This is a genomic window from Streptomyces sp. 11-1-2 (assembly GCF_003595545.1).
GTDB lineage: Bacteria > Actinomycetota > Actinomycetes > Streptomycetales > Streptomycetaceae > Streptomyces > Streptomyces hygroscopicus_B.
Window position 1 is genome coordinate 1,997,833 of record NZ_CP022545.1, and the last position, 14,278, is coordinate 2,012,110.

Below are 14,278 nucleotides of genomic sequence, written 5' to 3' on the forward strand. Positions count from 1 at the left end.
GGAGTGACGGGAGGACGGCAGTGAACCTGCGTCAGATGGAGTGCTTCCTCGCTGTCGCGGACGAACTCCACTTCCGGCGCGCCGCCGACCGTCTGCGACTGGCGCCGCCCAGCGTCAGCGAGGCCGTCGCCAGTCTGGAACGCAGCCTCGGTAGCCGGCTCGTCGAGCGTACGAGCCGGAGGGTGCAACTGACCCCCTTCGGCGCCGAGTTCGCCGCCGCGATCCGGCAGCCCATCGAGGCGTTGCACCAGGCCCATCGGACCGCCCGCCTGCGCTCGGCGCGCCATCGTGACCTCGTCGTGGCCCACACCCCGGAGCTGGGACAGCTGATCCTGCCGGGACTGGTCGACGCCTGGCCCGGCGCCACCGCCGACGACGAGGCCCGGGGCCGGTGGCGTCCGGTGCCCATGCACACCCCCGAGCAACTCGCCGCCGTGGCGGACGGCGCGGTGGATGTGGGCCTGTGCTGGTCGGTTCCCGAGCAACCCGGGATCGCCAGCGCCGTGCTCGGCGAGTTCCCGCTGGTCGCCGTGGTGCAGTCGGCGGACCCGCTGGCGAGCCGCCGGGAGGTGGCGCTCACCGACCTCCGCACCCGTCAGATCCTGATCACTCCGCGCGCCGACAACCCCTACCTGGAGAGCCAGTTGCAGGCGGACATCATCCGGGCCGGTATCCCCCGTACCCACATCGAGGAGGTGGGGCGCTACGACGAGCTTGCCGTGCATGTGGCCACGCGCGGACACGTGGGGGTCCACCCCGGGCCGATCGCGTTCTCCAATCACCTGTCCACTGTCGTGTTCCGGCCGATCGCCGACGCCTCCGACAGCGTCCGGATCTGCGCGATCAGCCGCGCCGAGGCCCGCGACGGTTCCATCGCGCCGCTCATCGCGAGCTTGCGGTCGATCGTCGGCTCGCTCGACATCGACGACAAGCTCAGGTAACCCACCCGGCGTGTGCGTGGGCCGGCGCAATCCCCCGGGGCCTGGTTCTGGGCCTACGCCACGGGGATGATGCCGCCGTCGACCCGGAACTGGGCTCCCGTGAGCCACTTCGCGCGGCCGGATGCGAGGAAGGCGATCATCTCCGCCACGTCCTCGGGATCGCCGGGCCGGCCCATCGGCACGTTGAGGTGATCCACGATCTGCTGCTGTACCTCCGCCACGCCAACGCCCTGCCGGTCGGCGATGCGCTGAAGGTGCTGGACGGCGCCCTCGGTGGCCACAAAGCCCGGCAGGACACACACCACCCGCACGCCGTGCTCGCCCACTTCGGTCGCCAGCTCGCGGCTGTACGCGTTGAGCGCCGCCTTGGCCGCCGCGTAGGACGCTTCGGTGCGCTGCGGCAGACGGCTCGCGATCGACGAGACGTGCACGACGACGCCGGAACCCCGCTCAACCATCCCCGGGACCAGGGCCCGGTCGAGCCGGACGGCACTGAGCAGGTTCATCTCGAGGTCCGCACGCCACGACGCGTCGGACCGCTTCAGGGTCGGCATCGGGGCGCTCGCGGCGGCCGCGTTGTTGACCAGGACATCCACCCCGCCCACGCTGTCGATGACCCGCCGGCCGAGCTCCGCCGCTCCTTGATCCGTCGCGAGGTCCGCGGGGATGAAGGTGGCCGGCAGATCCTCCGGAGGCGCGCTGCGCGAGGCGGTCAGCACCGTCGCGCCCGCGGCGGCGAATCGACGGGCGGTCGCCTCACCCAGACCACGGCTGCCGCCGGTGACCAGCACACGAAGGCCGCTGAGCCCCTCTTCCGGAACTGTCATGGGAGTGCCCCTCCAGTAAGGTGAACCCGACTCCGGAAACTATACATAATCGGAACCCGACTCACCTTATGGAGGCACTGTTGCCGTCGTCACGTCCGATGCGCGCCGATGCGCGCCGCAACCGCGAGGCGCTCCTGGCCACGGCGCGGGAGGCGTTCCTCACCGGCGAGGCCGACGCTCACGTAGAAGAGATCGCCCGGCGGGCCGGAGTGGCGGTCGGGACGCTCTACCGCCACTTCGAGACACGCGAGGCCCTCGTCGAGGAGGTCTACCGCCAGGAGGTCGACGAGCTGTGCGCCGCACCCACGAAACTCCTTGACCTGCATGCCCCGGACGAGGCCCTGCGCCACTTCCTGCTGCTGCTCGTGGAGCACGCCGCCGTGGGCAGGGGAATGGCCGTCGCGCTGGAGAGCATCATGGCGACGGACTCGCCGATCTTCGATGACGCCCGCACGCGGATGGCACAGGCTCTCCAGCAGCTGCTCGAAGCGGGCACAGCGGCCGGCACCATCCGTGGCGGCGTCAGCGGACGCACACTGCTGCGCGCGCTGGGGGGCATCTGTGGAATGCACACCACGGAGGGCTGGCAGGACGAAGCCGTGCAGATCACGGCGATCCTCTTCGACGGCCTGCGGTTCGGCGCACAGAACGCGGGCTGAGCCGCCGCGCCTCGCACCGACGAGGCGTGTCCGGCGGACCGGCGCGTCGGACGCGTCAGACTCCCATGGCCACCATCACGATCAGCACGATCACGAGGAGGACGACGTAGGCGACGGAGTGGACCCGGTCCGGGACCCGGCCGGTGACGCGCCTCGCCACGGCGATGGTGGGCAGTGATCCGATGAGCAGGGCGGCGCCCGCGGTGAGATCGACGTAGCCAAGCTGTCCCGGGCCGGCGGATGCGGCGGGGGCGAGGGCGTAGACGAGGGTTCCGGCCAGGGCGACGGGGACGCTGAGGGGGTTGGCCATGGCGGTCGCCTCGGCCATGGGAAGACCTCGGCGGCGCAGCAGCGGAACCGTCATGACGCTGCCGCCTACCCCCAGGCCCGCGGCCACCAGGCCGATACCGATGCCGCCGAGGGTGGTGGTGCGCCGCCCCAGGGGTTCCGGGCGCGTCTGGTGCGGCACGGAGAGGAAGCCCTTCCTCAGCAGACTGTCGGCGATCGTCACCAGCAGGTAGGCAGCGAACAGCAGGCGCAGCGCCGTGCCACCGATCAAGGTGGCCGCGAAGGATCCGACCACGGCGCCGACCGCGATGAACGCCGCCAGCGGCCAGACGTACACGCGGCGCAGTCGGCCCTGCCGCCACTGGGCCAGCGCCGCCGCCGCAGCATTGACGACCATGACCGCCGCCGATGTCGCCACGGCGATGTGCATGGCGTCCGCGTCCCTTCCCGGAGACGCCGTCACGGTCAGAACGCCGTAGACGACGGGGACCGTGATAAAACCGCCGCCGAAGCCGAAGAGCACCGTCGTGATGCCGGTCAGGCATCCGAGGAACAGAAGAGTGGAGAACGAGGTCAGCACTGGTCAGACGCTAGGGACCAGCAGGCGTGGCGGGCAATCGAAGGTTTGCCATATTCCTACGCGCGGCAGACAGGGGCGCGTGGTCCCGCGTAGCCTCGCGGTATGCGCAACATCCGGGTCGCGGAGGTGGACGACCTCGATCGTGCGGTGCTGGCCATCGGCACTGACTACCCCCAGGATCATTTGCTCGTCCGGCACGAGCACCGCCGCGCCCAGGTGCTGTACGCGGCCACCGGTGTGATGCGGGTCGAGACGGCGGACGGCAGTTGGACGATACCCACCGCCCGCGCCGTGCTGATTCCGCCCGCGACCGGACACCAGGTCACGATGACGGGCGTCAGCACCCGCAGCCTCTACATCGAGCCCACCGCCGTGCCGTGGTTTCCCGCCCGGTGTCAGGCCGTCGATGTCTCCGTGCTGCTGCGGGCGCTGATTCTGGAGGCCGTGGAGATGGAGCCGCGCTACCCCGAGCACAGCCGCGACGCGGCGGTGGCGGCCCTCATCCTCCACGAGCTCAAAAACCTCACCCCGCTGCCGCTCGATGTGCCGCTGCCCTCCGATCCGCGGCTGCGCGGCCTGTGCGAGGCGTTCCTGCGGAAGCCGGACATCCATGACCCGCCCGCCCGTTGGTGCGCCGCCCTCAGCATCAGCGAACGCACCCTGGCCCGCCTGTTCCAGCGCGGCACCGGCCTGAGCTTCTCGCAATGGCGGCAACGCGCCTGCGTCCTGCACTCCCTTCAGCACCTCACCGCGGGCATGCCCGTCACCCGCATCGCGACCCAGCTCGGCTACGACAACCCCGCCGCCTACACGGCCGCGTTCAAAAAACTCCTCGGCCAACCGCCGACGGCGTACCGGAGCCCCGACGCCACGGGCAGCCGCGACCGGCGCTGACGCCCGGCGCGCCCCCGGGCGCGTCAGCCGGACTGGACATCGCCGGGCCGGACACGCCGTCATAGAGTGCGCACGCGCCCACCCGCCGTCCGCCGCGACCCGCATGCGAGCCGTCGAGCAGTTCGACGCCCTGGTCCGCGGCGAGCACGGCGCCTCGCTGGTGTGCGCCCAGGTCAACGAGCACGCCCTGCGGGGCCTTGCCGCCGCGCGCACACTCCAGCAGCGGCTGGGCGACCTGACCCGCGCACTGGCCACCGGCGGAGGGCCCGAGGGCATGATGCGCGGGCGGCTGGCCCTGTCCGCTGTGATCATGGCCGCGGCACGCGGACGCGAACTGGGCGGCCGGCAGGCGGAACGCCACGCAGCGGCGCTCGCGGTGGCCCGCTCACTGATCGCACCCGAGACCGAGTCCTAGCAGGAGTCGCCCCCGCCCCGGCCCCGGCCCCGCCCGGCGGATCACGATCCGAGCCGTTCAGGAGTGCAGTCCGGTGAGGAGACTGCGGCGGGCGGAGTCGACGTGTTCTTCAGCGCGCCGGGCCAGCGTGTCGCGGTCGCCGGAGCGCAGCAGCGTCGCCAGTTCGTGGTGTTCGTCCACCACCCGGGCACGGTAGTGCTCGTAGCCGAGGGCGATACGGCGGAGCTGGAAGAGATAGATCTGTGAGCGTACGGCGTGCCATGCCGCGCCGAGTCTGCGGTTGTTCGAGGCCGCGTAGATCAGGTCGTGGAAGGCGATGTCGAGTGCGAGCAGTCTCGCGCCGGACGCCTCGCCGCCGATCTCTTCCGCCATCGCCCGGACCAGGGTGTCCAGCTCGGTGAGCTGATCGGCGGTCGCGTTGCCCTGCGCGCTCGTCGCCGCGAGGCGGTCGAGCGCGGCGCGCACGGCGTAGACCTCCTCGACGTCCTGCTCGGTGACGTCGATGACGGTGGTGCCCCGGTGCCAGGCGCTCCGGACCAGCCCTTCGCGTTCGAGGAATGCGAGTCCTTCGCGTACCGATCCGCGGCTGACCCCCAATGAGGCGGCGAGTTCGACCTCGCGCAGTGGCGATCCGGGCGGGAAGTGGCCTGCGAAGATCGCCTCGCGGATGAGGTCGGCGGCCTCTTGTGCCAGTCCGCGGCGGCTGGCCTTGGGGAGCGGTGCGATGGACATGTCGAATGTTGACATTCGGATGTGCGGTGCTGCAAGGTCTGAAGCCATCCGAGCCGAGGGAGCCGCTCCATGTCTGTGCGTCCTGCCGTGCATCTACCCGTGGATGAGAAGGTGTTCACGCGATGAGGCGGGTGCTGGTCACAGGAGCGTCGCGGGGCATCGGTCGTGCCGTGGCCCGTGCGTTCGCCGAGCGGGGCGACCGCGTGGGGGTGCACTACGCGACCGGCCTCGCGGATGCCGAGGACACCTTGCGAGGCTTGCCCGGCTCCGGCCATTGTCTGCTCGGCGGCGATCTGGGTGATCCACAAGCGGCGCAGGACATCGTCGAGGGGGCCGTGCGGACGCTGGGCGGGGTCGATGTGCTGGTCAACAACGCCGCCATCGCCCCGTCCGCCGACAACCGCCACTCCGTGGCCGACGTGTCCTACGCGGACTGGCAGCGGATCTGGCACCGCATGATCGACGTCAATCTGCTCGGTGCGTCGAACATGACCTACTGCGTCGCCCGGCATCTCATCGACCGCGGCGCGACCGGAAGCATCGTCAACATCGGTTCCCGCGGCGCCTTCCGGGGCGAGCCCGACTCCCCCGCGTACGGCGCGAGCAAGGCCGCGCTGCACGCTTTCGGGCAGTCGATGGCCGTCGCGCTGGCTCCGCACGCGATCGCGGTGGCGTCCGTGGCCCCCGGGTTCGTCGCGACCGAACGGCAGGCCCCCAAGATGGCCGGTCCCACCGGGGACGAGCTGCGGGGCCAGAGCCCGTTCGGGCGGGTCGGGACGCCCGAGGAGGTCGCCGCCGCCGTGCTCTACCTGGCCTCACCGGAGGCCGCGTGGTCCTCCGGAGCCGTGCTCGACCTCAACGGCGCGTCCTACCTGCGGACCTGAAACAGCAGATCGGTCATACGCCCCGGACGAGGGCGACGGCGAACAGCGTGAAGGCGAGCACGATGACGCCCACGCGAACGTAGTGAAACCGGTCCCACCGTCCCACCTGCTGCTTCCAGTCCGCGGGCACGCCCTCGCGCGACCAGGTCGCGACGCGCGAATTGATCGGCACGAGCAGAAGGACCGACATCACCACGCTCAGCACGAGCAGGAACGTGCCCGCGGTGATGAACGAGGCGCCCGCGTCACCCCACGTCACCGCGGCCCACACCGCGCCGAGGACGACCGAGCCGATGTACCAGAACGGCATGACCCTGCCCAGGACGCGCGCCCCGTCGCTGCGAGCGTCGAGTCCGCCGTCGTTCGGGAGCCGGTCGAGGATCGGGTTGACGAACACCGCCACCGCGAACTCCACGCCCACCATCACTCCTGCCACGACGACCGTGACGACTGCCAATACGTCCTGCATGTCCCCTCCAAAGGTTTCCCAGCACCGATTCCTAGCACCGCTAGAATCTGATGCGACGATAGACCTGCCGACGCACTATTGTCTAGCGATGCTAGGATCGGGTCATGTCAGTACACGAACGCAAGGCACGCGAGCGGGCCAACCGCCACAAGCTGATCGTCTCAACGGCCCGCGAACTCGCCGAGGCCCACGGCTGGGACGCGGTCACCACGCGCCGGCTCGCCGAGCGGATCGAGTACAGCCAGCCCGTGCTCTACAGCCACTTCCGGAGCAGGAACGAGATCGTGGGGGCGGTCGCGCTGGAGGGATTCGCCGAGCTCAAGACCGCATTGCGCGCCGCGGTGCCGGACGGGCCCGCCGACCGGGAGGCGGTGACCGCGCTGGCCCACGCCTACACGGACTTCGCCGAGCGCAACCATGCCTTGTACGACGCGATGTTCAGCCTCGACAACGGCCTGCCCTTCGCCGACGAGGCCACGCCCGCCCCCCTGCGCGAGGCGTACCAGGCCCTGCTGGACCCTCTCCACGACCACGCGGGCTCCGATGCACCGGGGTTGCTCGTCGAGACGTTCTGGGCCGCGCTGCACGGACTGGTCACCCTCACCCGTGCCGGACGCATGCCCGCCGACCAGGTCCCCCAGCGCCTCGCCCTCCTGATCGACCGCTTCATCCCCCGCTGAGGCCCCGCGGGCGACGGCGGGAGTTCATTCGACTCGCGCATCCGTCCAGGAGAGGGTTGCCTGGCATCCTTCGCTGTCGGTGCGCCGCGCGGAGATGGTGATCTGGCCGCTGTGGGATGGCGCGCCGCCAGTGACCGACGTGGTCTTGTCGGCAGTGACCGTGCCCGCCGAAACCTGCCCGGTACCTGCGGTGATGGCCCATTCGACGGTTCCCTCGCATCGATTTCCATTCAGGATTTCGAGGGTTCCTCGAGGCTGCTGGCTCTTGTCGGAGATATCGAGCCAGAAGGTTGTTTCGATCGCTCCGCCCGAGGGGATCTTCCACGACCAGTAGGCCGGCGAGCAGCCCGTCTCCAGGTTGCATTCCTTGGCGGTCTCCGAAGGTCTGTCCCCCTTGGCGTAGTCCATCCCTGGAAGCCAGTCGATGGAACTTCGAATCCACGACGTGAGCGCCACGGTGACTCCGATACCGGCTACCAACACCACGCCTTGCTGCCATCGGGTGAGCTGGTGAGAAGCGATACGGGAGATGATCGTCCTGGGGAGGGTCCGCACCGCCGGGTCGCTCGGAGTACCGGCAGCGGCCCCGACACCGACCTTGGCGCCTCCCGCGGCTGCGGGGACGGCTGCCGGTGCTTCCTGATGCAGGGACTCAACCTGCCGACGGAGCACGGCGACTTCCTGCTCCAGCAGGCGGGCCGTCTCCTGAAGGCCCGTGCGCCGGCGCTCGCTTTCCCCGAGCTCTCGTTCGGTGTCCTTGACGTAGTCGGCCGCTGCCACGAGCTGACGCCGCAGCCAGGTGTTCTCTTCGCGAAGTGCCCGCGCGCGGCCGGCGGCGACGCGTGCCTTCCCCAGCTCTTCCTGGAGGGCTTCGAGGCGGCTCCGCAAGGCTTCGAGGCGCCGGCGGTCGGTACCGGCCCGTTCCTCCGCCTGCATCAGCCGCTCGCGTACGGTGCCCAGTTGATGTTCCAGGTAGGCGAGGCGGTGGTGGGGATTGCCGCTCGTCCGCATCACCGCCAGCCATAACTCCCGCAGCCGCGCCCGTTCCGCCGCGGGCAGTGGGGCGTTCACGGCCCGACGCACCGAGGCCAGGCAGTCGATGAACTCCGGGGGCGCCACCCTGTCACCCGACAGGAAGCGCGACACGGCCGTGTAGTCGAAGGTGACCTCCTGCCTGCGCGCGAACGTCCGGTATGAGTCCGGGATCTGTTGGTAGGCGACGCGCAGTCCCTCGGCGTAGGCAGCGCTCGCCAGCCGGTACTCGCCGTCGGCGGCTTCAGCGTCCATCCCGTCCCCCCGTCCGGGCATACCCCGCGTTCTCGGGGCGCACCAGTCTCCCCACCCGGCGGGACCGGACAAAATCGATCAAGGGAAAAAGGTGCCGACAGGCGGGTGTTGCACCCTTCCGCAACACTTTGACCTGGGAGAACGGTGAGGGCGTCAGTCATCCACGAGCAAGACGGGACGCCACCAACCGATGGACTGGGACAACCTGGAGGACTTCCTCCTCCACGACCTCACCGGCAACCTCGCCTCCGCCCTCCTCACCGCCGCGGCCATCGCCGTTGCCCGCAACGTCCGCAGCGCCTACCACCACCACCGCCGCACGCGGCAGAACGGCGAGGGTGACGGCACAGCGCCCGGCCCCACCCATGACTGACCGGGGCTCGGCTCCGCATCGGCCGATCAGCTCGGCCCGCCCGGGGATCCCGGCCCGGTTCGCCATGCGGTGTCGTGGACGTACGTCGCGGCGAACCCGGCGAGGCGGTCCACGACGGTGGCCAGCGCGCCCGCCGCGTAGTGGTGCGGCGACCAGCAGGCGTGCAGTGACAGGCGCAGCGTCGTCCGTGCGCCGGTGTCGATCAGCAGGGGGTGGCCGCCGAACCGGGGCAGGTCGGTGATGACACCGACGCCGAAACCGCTCGCCGCGAGCGCCTCGCACATCAGGGCGTTGCCGCTTTCGGCCACCCGCGCGTAGGTCAGGCCCGCCTGGGACACCGCCCGGTCCAGGATCCCGCGCGCCGGGTGCTCCCGGGTCAGCAGCAACAGGTTCTCGGTGACCAGCTCGGAGATCGTGATCGCGTGTCGGCCCTCGGTGGCCCAGCGATGGCCGGGGGCGACATAGGCCCGCAGCGGAACGTCGGTCAGCGGGCGCCAGGTCAGCGTCGGGTCGTCGGCCGGCCCCGCGGCGACGCCGAGGTCGGCGTATTCGCGCACGGTGCTGTGGATCTGGTCCGCGGGCACCTCGCGTACCGAGATGAACGGATCGTCGGGGGCCAGCGTCGCGACGAACGGTGCGAGCACCTCGGTGATGGTGGTCTGGGCGGCGGCCACGACCACCTGGGACAGCTCGCCGCGGGCCATCTGCCGGGCCGCGGATTCGATCCGGTCGGCTCGGCGGACGAGATCTTCGGCGACCTCGGCGAACTGCCGTCCCGCGCTGGTCAGCCGGAGTCGCGGCCCGATCCGGTCGAACAGGACGAGTCCCAGCTCGGTCTCCAGGTAGCGCAGCTGCCGGGACACCGCCGGCTGGGCGATGTGCAGCCGTTCCGCCGCCGCGGTGACGGTGCCGGCGCGGACCACCTCGAGGAAGTAGCGGATGCGTTTGAGTTCCACCCGCGCATTATGCCGAATCGGCATGGGATCGGCGAAGCAATCGGTATTGGACAGCATGATGCGAGTTGGCGACGCTGAGTTCTGCCTCACTGAACGCCCCATCCGGACCAGGAGCCAGAGCCATGAGCGAGCCTGTGAGCGAGCAGACCGACACCGCGCCTTCGCGCAGGCGCCCGACGAGCCCCGGCGGGGAGGGGGTGCCGGCCACGGCGGCCGACGCCTCTCCGGAAAACCCGGCCACGGTGGAGAACTGGCTGGAACCGCCGGCCAACCGGTGGGCGTTCAACCATGTCGAGCGGCTCTTCGACACCGCGGTGATCCCGCGCGGCCGCACCGCCTGCCGCCGGTTCGTCCCGGCCGGGACGAAGCTGGACGAGGTGCCGATCGCGACCGCCGACGGTCCCTCGACGGTGGCCGAGTTCCTGGCACGCACGGCCACCGACGCGATCGTCGTGCTGCGGGGCGACCAGCTCTTGTTCGAGCGCTACTACGGCGAGGCGGCGCCGGACCGTCGGCATGCGCTGATGTCGATCTCCAAGTCGATCGCCGGCATGGCCGCGGGATGCCTGGTGGCCGACGGAACCCTGGACGTGTCGGCTCCGGTGCGGTCGTACGTTCCGGAACTCGCATCGTCGGCGTACGGGACGGCTACGGTGCGCGACGTGTTGGACATGACCGCGGCGCTGCGCTACAGCCAGGACTACGACGACCCGGGATCACAGGTACAGGTCGGGGACCGCGCGGCCGGCTGGCGGCCCCACCACGACGGCGACCCCGACGGCGTACGGGCCTTCCTGGCCGGTCTGGCCCCCGACGGCCCGCACGGGCTCCGGTTCCAGTACTGCTCGGCCACCACCGACGTACTCGCCTGGGTGCTGGAGCGCGCCGCGGGCAGGCCCTATCCGGATCTGCTCGGTGAACGGATCTGGTCCCGGATCGGCGCCGAACACGACGCCGTGATCACTCTGGACCCGGTGGGCGCCCCGTACGCCTGCGCCGGAATCCACGCCACCGCCCGTGATCTGGCCCGGTTCGGCCGGTGCGTGCTCGACGGCGGCATGGTGGCGGGCCGCCAGGTCATTCCCGAGGAGTGGGTCCGCACCACCCGCCGGGGCGGCCGGACGGCGGTGCTGCCCGACCGCGATCTCGGGTCGATCTATCCCCACGGGACATACCGCAACCAGTGGTGGGCTCCCGGCGACTCGGTGGGCACCTTCTTCGGAATCGGCATCTTCGGCCAGTACCTCTGGCTCGACCCGGTCCGGAACGTCGTCATCGTGAAGTTCTCCAGCCTCCCGCACCCCCGGGACGGCCGCGCCGAGCATGCCGCGGCGCTGGCCGCGATCGCCGAGGCCGTCGACGGCGCACGGGAGATGTGATGGAACAGCACCCGTCGTTCGCGCTGGAGCGGCGCACGATCGAACACATTCCGGCCTCGGAACGCCACGGCCGGCCATGGCACCAACTGGCCCTGTGGTTCTCCAACAACGTCCAGATCAACACCCTGATCATCGGTGCGGTGCCCGTCGGGATGGGACTCGGCCTGACCTGGTCGATCATCAGCATCCTGGTGGGAAACCTGGTCGGCGCGCTGTTCATGGCCTACCACTCCGCGCAGGGGCCCCAACTCGGCCTGCCGCAGATGGTGCAGAGCCGCGCCCAGTTCGGCTTCTACGGCGCGATACTGCCCTCGGTCATGGTCGTGCTGATGTACCTCGGCTTCGCCGTCGAGGGCAGCCTCGTCGCCGGACAGGCGATCGCCACCTGGGCGCATCTGCCGAAGGCCCTGGGCATCGTGGTGTTCAACGTGGTGTTGCTGCTGATCCCCCTGGTGGGATACCGGCTGATCCACGCGGCGAGCCGGGTGGTCGCGGTGATCTCGGGGGTGGCGTTCCTCGCGCTGTTCGTACGGCTTCTCCCCCAGTTGCCCACGGATCCGCCCGGCCCCACCACGCACTCCGTCGGCGTGATCGTGTCCGCGATCTCGGTGTGCGTCGCCTGGCAGGTCACCTGGGCGCCCTACGTTTCCGACTACTCCCGCTACCTGCCGGAGTCCACGCCGACCAGGGTCACCTTCTCCTACACCTACCTCGGTTCGGCCGGGGGCGGCGCGGCCACGATGGTCATCGGGGCGATGGCGGCGACGGTCAACAGCGACGCGGTGAACTCCGACGCGATCGGGTTCCTGGCCGACCGGTTCCCGTCGTTCGGCTGGCTCGTGGTCGCGGCGCTGCTCCTGGGGCTGGTCCCGGCGGGTGCCGAAGGTCCCTACGGTGCGTTCCTCACCGCGCTCAGCTCGCTCTCCGCGGAGGGCAGGGTGCGCTCGACCGCGACGGCCCGGGCGATCTTCGTCATCTGCTTCGCCGCCCTCGCCAGCGCGCTTGCCATCCTGGCCAGCGGCAGCCTGCTGGAGACGTTCCAGAACATCACCCTGTTCGTGCTCTACCTGCTGGTGCCATGGACCGCGATCAACCTCACCGACTACTACTTCGTTCGCCGCGGCCACTACGACATTCCCGAACTGCTGACGAAGAACGGACGGTACGGCACCTTCACCTGGTGGGCGGTGCTCGTCTATGTGGTGTCGATCGCCGCCGAACTGCCGTTCATCAACAGCAGCATCTACGTCGGCCCGCTGGTGCGATCCCTCGGCGGCGCCGATCTGTCCTGGCTCGTCGGGCTGGTCGTGGGCGCGGTGGGGTACTACGCCGGCACCAAGCTGTTCGCCGACCGACGGCCCCGGCCGGTCGCTCCCGGACTGGTCAGGAGCTGACGGCCGCCACGCCCGTCGGGCGTGCGGAGAGCAGCGCCAGGCAGTTGTCCCACAGGGCTTCGAGGTGCTGGGTGTTGTTGTAGAGCTTGGCGAACAGCACCTGGCCCTCGAGCTGAGCGACGACCGACCGGGCAGCGTTACGGGTGTCGCCAACGGTGACCTCCCCGCGCTCCCGGGCTTCGGCGATGACCGTATCGACCATCTCCACCTGAGCGTCGAAGATCTGCTGAAGGCGTGCGCGGATGGGCTCGGTCTGGTTGCTCAGTTCCAGGGTGAGGTTGCCGAACATGCATCCGGAGACCGTTCCACAGCTCTGCTGGCCCGCGCGCAGCCCGGCCTGGGTCTGCTCGAACAGTCGGCGCAGCCGCGAGAGCGGCTCCCCGTCGTCGTGCAGGGCCCGGGCCCAGTCGCCGCGCTGCGTCTGCCAGTGCTCGTCGAGGACGGCCAGGGCAAGAGCCTCCTTCGACTCGAAGAAGTAGTAGAAGCTGCCCTTGGGAACGTCGGCCGCCTTGCAGATCTCGGCGACACCCAGCGCCGAGTAGCCACGCAGCTCGATGAGCGAGTGCGCGGCGTTGAGGATCTTCTCCTTCGCATCACTGGTGCGTCCCATGGCGGCAAGTGTACGACCGATCGTCTATACCGAGAATCCGCAGCCCCCGGGCGTCCCGCCGGACGCCCGGGGGGTCGGCCTGTACCCCTTGGCTCCATGCCGGCGGTTGCGACTAGACGACCGGTCTACTAATCTTTAGCCGGCCGGTCGACTATCGACCGCATGCACCGTATATCCCCCTGAAGTGGAGAGTCACTGTGACCACCCCCGTCAAGCTCGCCGTCGTGTACTACTCGTCCACCGGCACCATCGCCGAGATCGCCAAGGAGCTCCGCGACGCGGGCGTCAAGGCCGGTGCGGAGGTCCGCCTGCTCAAGGTCGCCGAGCTCGCTCCCCAGGCGGCCATCGATTCCAACCCCGCCTGGGCCGCCCACCACGCCGCCACCGCCGAGATCCCCGAGGCCACCCCCGACGACATCGAGTGGGCCGACGCCGTCCTCTTCGGCACCCCCACCCGCTTCGGCAATGTCTCCGCGCAGCTCAAGCAGTTCATCGACACGCTCGGCGGCCTGTGGGCCCAGGGCAAGCTGGCCGACAAGGTCTACAGCGGCTTCGTCTCCAGCGCCACCGCCCACGCCGGCCAGGAGTCCACCCTCCTCGCCCTCTACAACTCCATCCACCACTTCGGCGGCATCACCGTCAGCCCCGGTTTCACCGACCCGGCCAAGTTCACCGACGGCAACCCCTACGGCACCTCCCACGTCGACGCCCAGGGCACCAACCCCGTCGACGACACCACGCGCACCGCCGCCCGCATCCAGGCCGAGCGCGCGGTCAGGATGGCCACCGCGCTCAAGGCCGCTGCCTGATCAGTCCGCTGGACGCAAGCCCGTCGGCGCGGCCCCGCCTCGTCACCCGATGCGGGCCGCCCGGCGCCGCAGGCACCCGACGGTGCCCTCACAGACGGTTC

17 protein-coding genes are annotated in these 14,278 nt (G+C 70.2%); 10 read left to right on the forward strand and 7 right to left on the reverse strand.

The window, feature by feature from the left end:
• Positions 1-20 precede the first annotated feature (20 nt).
• Positions 21-941, forward strand: a complete 921-nt coding sequence (locus tag CGL27_RS08050; RefSeq protein ID WP_119985586.1) for a LysR family transcriptional regulator — start codon at positions 21-23, stop codon at positions 939-941.
• Positions 942-994: 53 nt separating this feature from the next.
• On the opposite strand, the gene CGL27_RS08055 is transcribed toward CGL27_RS08050, so the two are convergent.
• Entirely contained in the window at positions 995-1,768 is a 774-nt protein-coding gene (locus CGL27_RS08055; RefSeq protein WP_119985587.1) for an oxidoreductase, read from the reverse strand.
• Between the two features lie 80 nt (positions 1,769-1,848).
• On the opposite strand from CGL27_RS08055, the gene CGL27_RS08060 reads away from it, so the two are divergent.
• Positions 1,849-2,427 (forward strand): TetR/AcrR family transcriptional regulator, encoded by a 579-nt coding sequence (locus tag CGL27_RS08060; RefSeq protein ID WP_119994290.1) that lies wholly within the window; start codon positions 1,849-1,851, stop codon positions 2,425-2,427.
• A gap of 55 nt (positions 2,428-2,482) precedes the next feature.
• Here CGL27_RS08060 and CGL27_RS08065 read toward each other — a convergent pair whose 3' ends face one another.
• On the reverse strand, positions 2,483-3,295 hold the full coding sequence (locus tag CGL27_RS08065) for a sulfite exporter TauE/SafE family protein (RefSeq protein ID WP_119985595.1): 813 nt from the start codon (positions 3,293-3,295) through the stop codon (positions 2,483-2,485).
• Positions 3,296-3,397: 102 nt separating this feature from the next.
• On the opposite strand from CGL27_RS08065, the gene CGL27_RS08070 reads away from it, so the two are divergent.
• Complete coding sequence (locus CGL27_RS08070) at positions 3,398-4,189, forward strand: helix-turn-helix transcriptional regulator (protein ID WP_119985596.1); 792 nt, start codon at positions 3,398-3,400, stop codon at positions 4,187-4,189.
• A 103-nt stretch (positions 4,190-4,292) separates the two neighbouring features.
• Positions 4,293-4,604, forward strand: a complete 312-nt coding sequence (locus tag CGL27_RS08075) for a hypothetical protein (protein ID WP_078645077.1) — start codon at positions 4,293-4,295, stop codon at positions 4,602-4,604.
• A gap of 57 nt (positions 4,605-4,661) precedes the next feature.
• Here the strand turns inward: CGL27_RS08075 and CGL27_RS08080 are convergent, their stop codons facing one another.
• A complete protein-coding gene (locus CGL27_RS08080) occupies positions 4,662-5,336 on the reverse strand; it encodes a GntR family transcriptional regulator (RefSeq protein WP_119985598.1) in 675 nt (224 codons plus the stop codon).
• 122 nt (positions 5,337-5,458) lie between these two features.
• On the opposite strand from CGL27_RS08080, the gene CGL27_RS08085 reads away from it, so the two are divergent.
• The gene (locus CGL27_RS08085) at positions 5,459-6,220 is read left to right on the forward strand and encodes an SDR family oxidoreductase (protein ID WP_119985600.1); all 762 of its coding nucleotides are present in this window, start codon (positions 5,459-5,461) and stop codon (positions 6,218-6,220) included.
• Between the two features lie 13 nt (positions 6,221-6,233).
• Here CGL27_RS08085 and CGL27_RS08090 read toward each other — a convergent pair whose 3' ends face one another.
• Complete coding sequence (locus tag CGL27_RS08090) at positions 6,234-6,689, reverse strand: DUF1772 domain-containing protein (protein ID WP_119985602.1); 456 nt, start codon at positions 6,687-6,689, stop codon at positions 6,234-6,236.
• A 104-nt stretch (positions 6,690-6,793) separates the two neighbouring features.
• On the opposite strand from CGL27_RS08090, the gene CGL27_RS08095 reads away from it, so the two are divergent.
• Positions 6,794-7,369 (forward strand): TetR/AcrR family transcriptional regulator, encoded by a 576-nt coding sequence (locus tag CGL27_RS08095; RefSeq protein ID WP_078645072.1) that lies wholly within the window; start codon positions 6,794-6,796, stop codon positions 7,367-7,369.
• Between the two features lie 24 nt (positions 7,370-7,393).
• Here the strand turns inward: CGL27_RS08095 and CGL27_RS08100 are convergent, their stop codons facing one another.
• Positions 7,394-8,656: a hypothetical protein gene (locus CGL27_RS08100; RefSeq protein ID WP_119985603.1), complete on the reverse strand. Its 1,263-nt coding sequence runs from the start codon at positions 8,654-8,656 to the stop codon at positions 7,394-7,396.
• Between the two features lie 190 nt (positions 8,657-8,846).
• On the opposite strand from CGL27_RS08100, the gene CGL27_RS08105 reads away from it, so the two are divergent.
• Positions 8,847-9,029: a hypothetical protein gene (locus CGL27_RS08105; RefSeq protein WP_119985605.1), complete on the forward strand. Its 183-nt coding sequence runs from the start codon at positions 8,847-8,849 to the stop codon at positions 9,027-9,029.
• 26 nt (positions 9,030-9,055) lie between these two features.
• On the opposite strand, the gene CGL27_RS08110 is transcribed toward CGL27_RS08105, so the two are convergent.
• On the reverse strand, positions 9,056-9,985 hold the full coding sequence (locus CGL27_RS08110; RefSeq protein WP_162952911.1) for a LysR family transcriptional regulator: 930 nt from the start codon (positions 9,983-9,985) through the stop codon (positions 9,056-9,058).
• A 122-nt stretch (positions 9,986-10,107) separates the two neighbouring features.
• Here CGL27_RS08110 and CGL27_RS08115 point away from each other — a divergent pair, with 122 nt between their 5' ends.
• Entirely contained in the window at positions 10,108-11,364 is a 1,257-nt protein-coding gene (locus CGL27_RS08115; RefSeq protein WP_119985609.1) for a serine hydrolase domain-containing protein, read from the forward strand.
• Complete coding sequence (locus CGL27_RS08120; RefSeq protein ID WP_119985611.1) at positions 11,364-12,758, forward strand: cytosine permease; 1,395 nt, start codon at positions 11,364-11,366, stop codon at positions 12,756-12,758. The genes CGL27_RS08115 and CGL27_RS08120 overlap by 1 nt, the downstream gene beginning before the upstream one ends.
• Here CGL27_RS08120 and CGL27_RS08125 read toward each other — a convergent pair.
• Positions 12,748-13,368 (reverse strand): TetR/AcrR family transcriptional regulator, encoded by a 621-nt coding sequence (locus CGL27_RS08125; RefSeq protein WP_078645061.1) that lies wholly within the window; start codon positions 13,366-13,368, stop codon positions 12,748-12,750. The two genes, CGL27_RS08120 and CGL27_RS08125, sit on opposite strands and share 11 nt — an antisense overlap.
• A 197-nt stretch (positions 13,369-13,565) precedes the next feature.
• Between CGL27_RS08125 and wrbA the strand changes: the two genes are divergently transcribed.
• Positions 13,566-14,177: an NAD(P)H:quinone oxidoreductase gene (wrbA, locus tag CGL27_RS08130; RefSeq protein ID WP_078645059.1), complete on the forward strand. Its 612-nt coding sequence runs from the start codon at positions 13,566-13,568 to the stop codon at positions 14,175-14,177.
• Positions 14,178-14,278 lie beyond the last annotated feature (101 nt).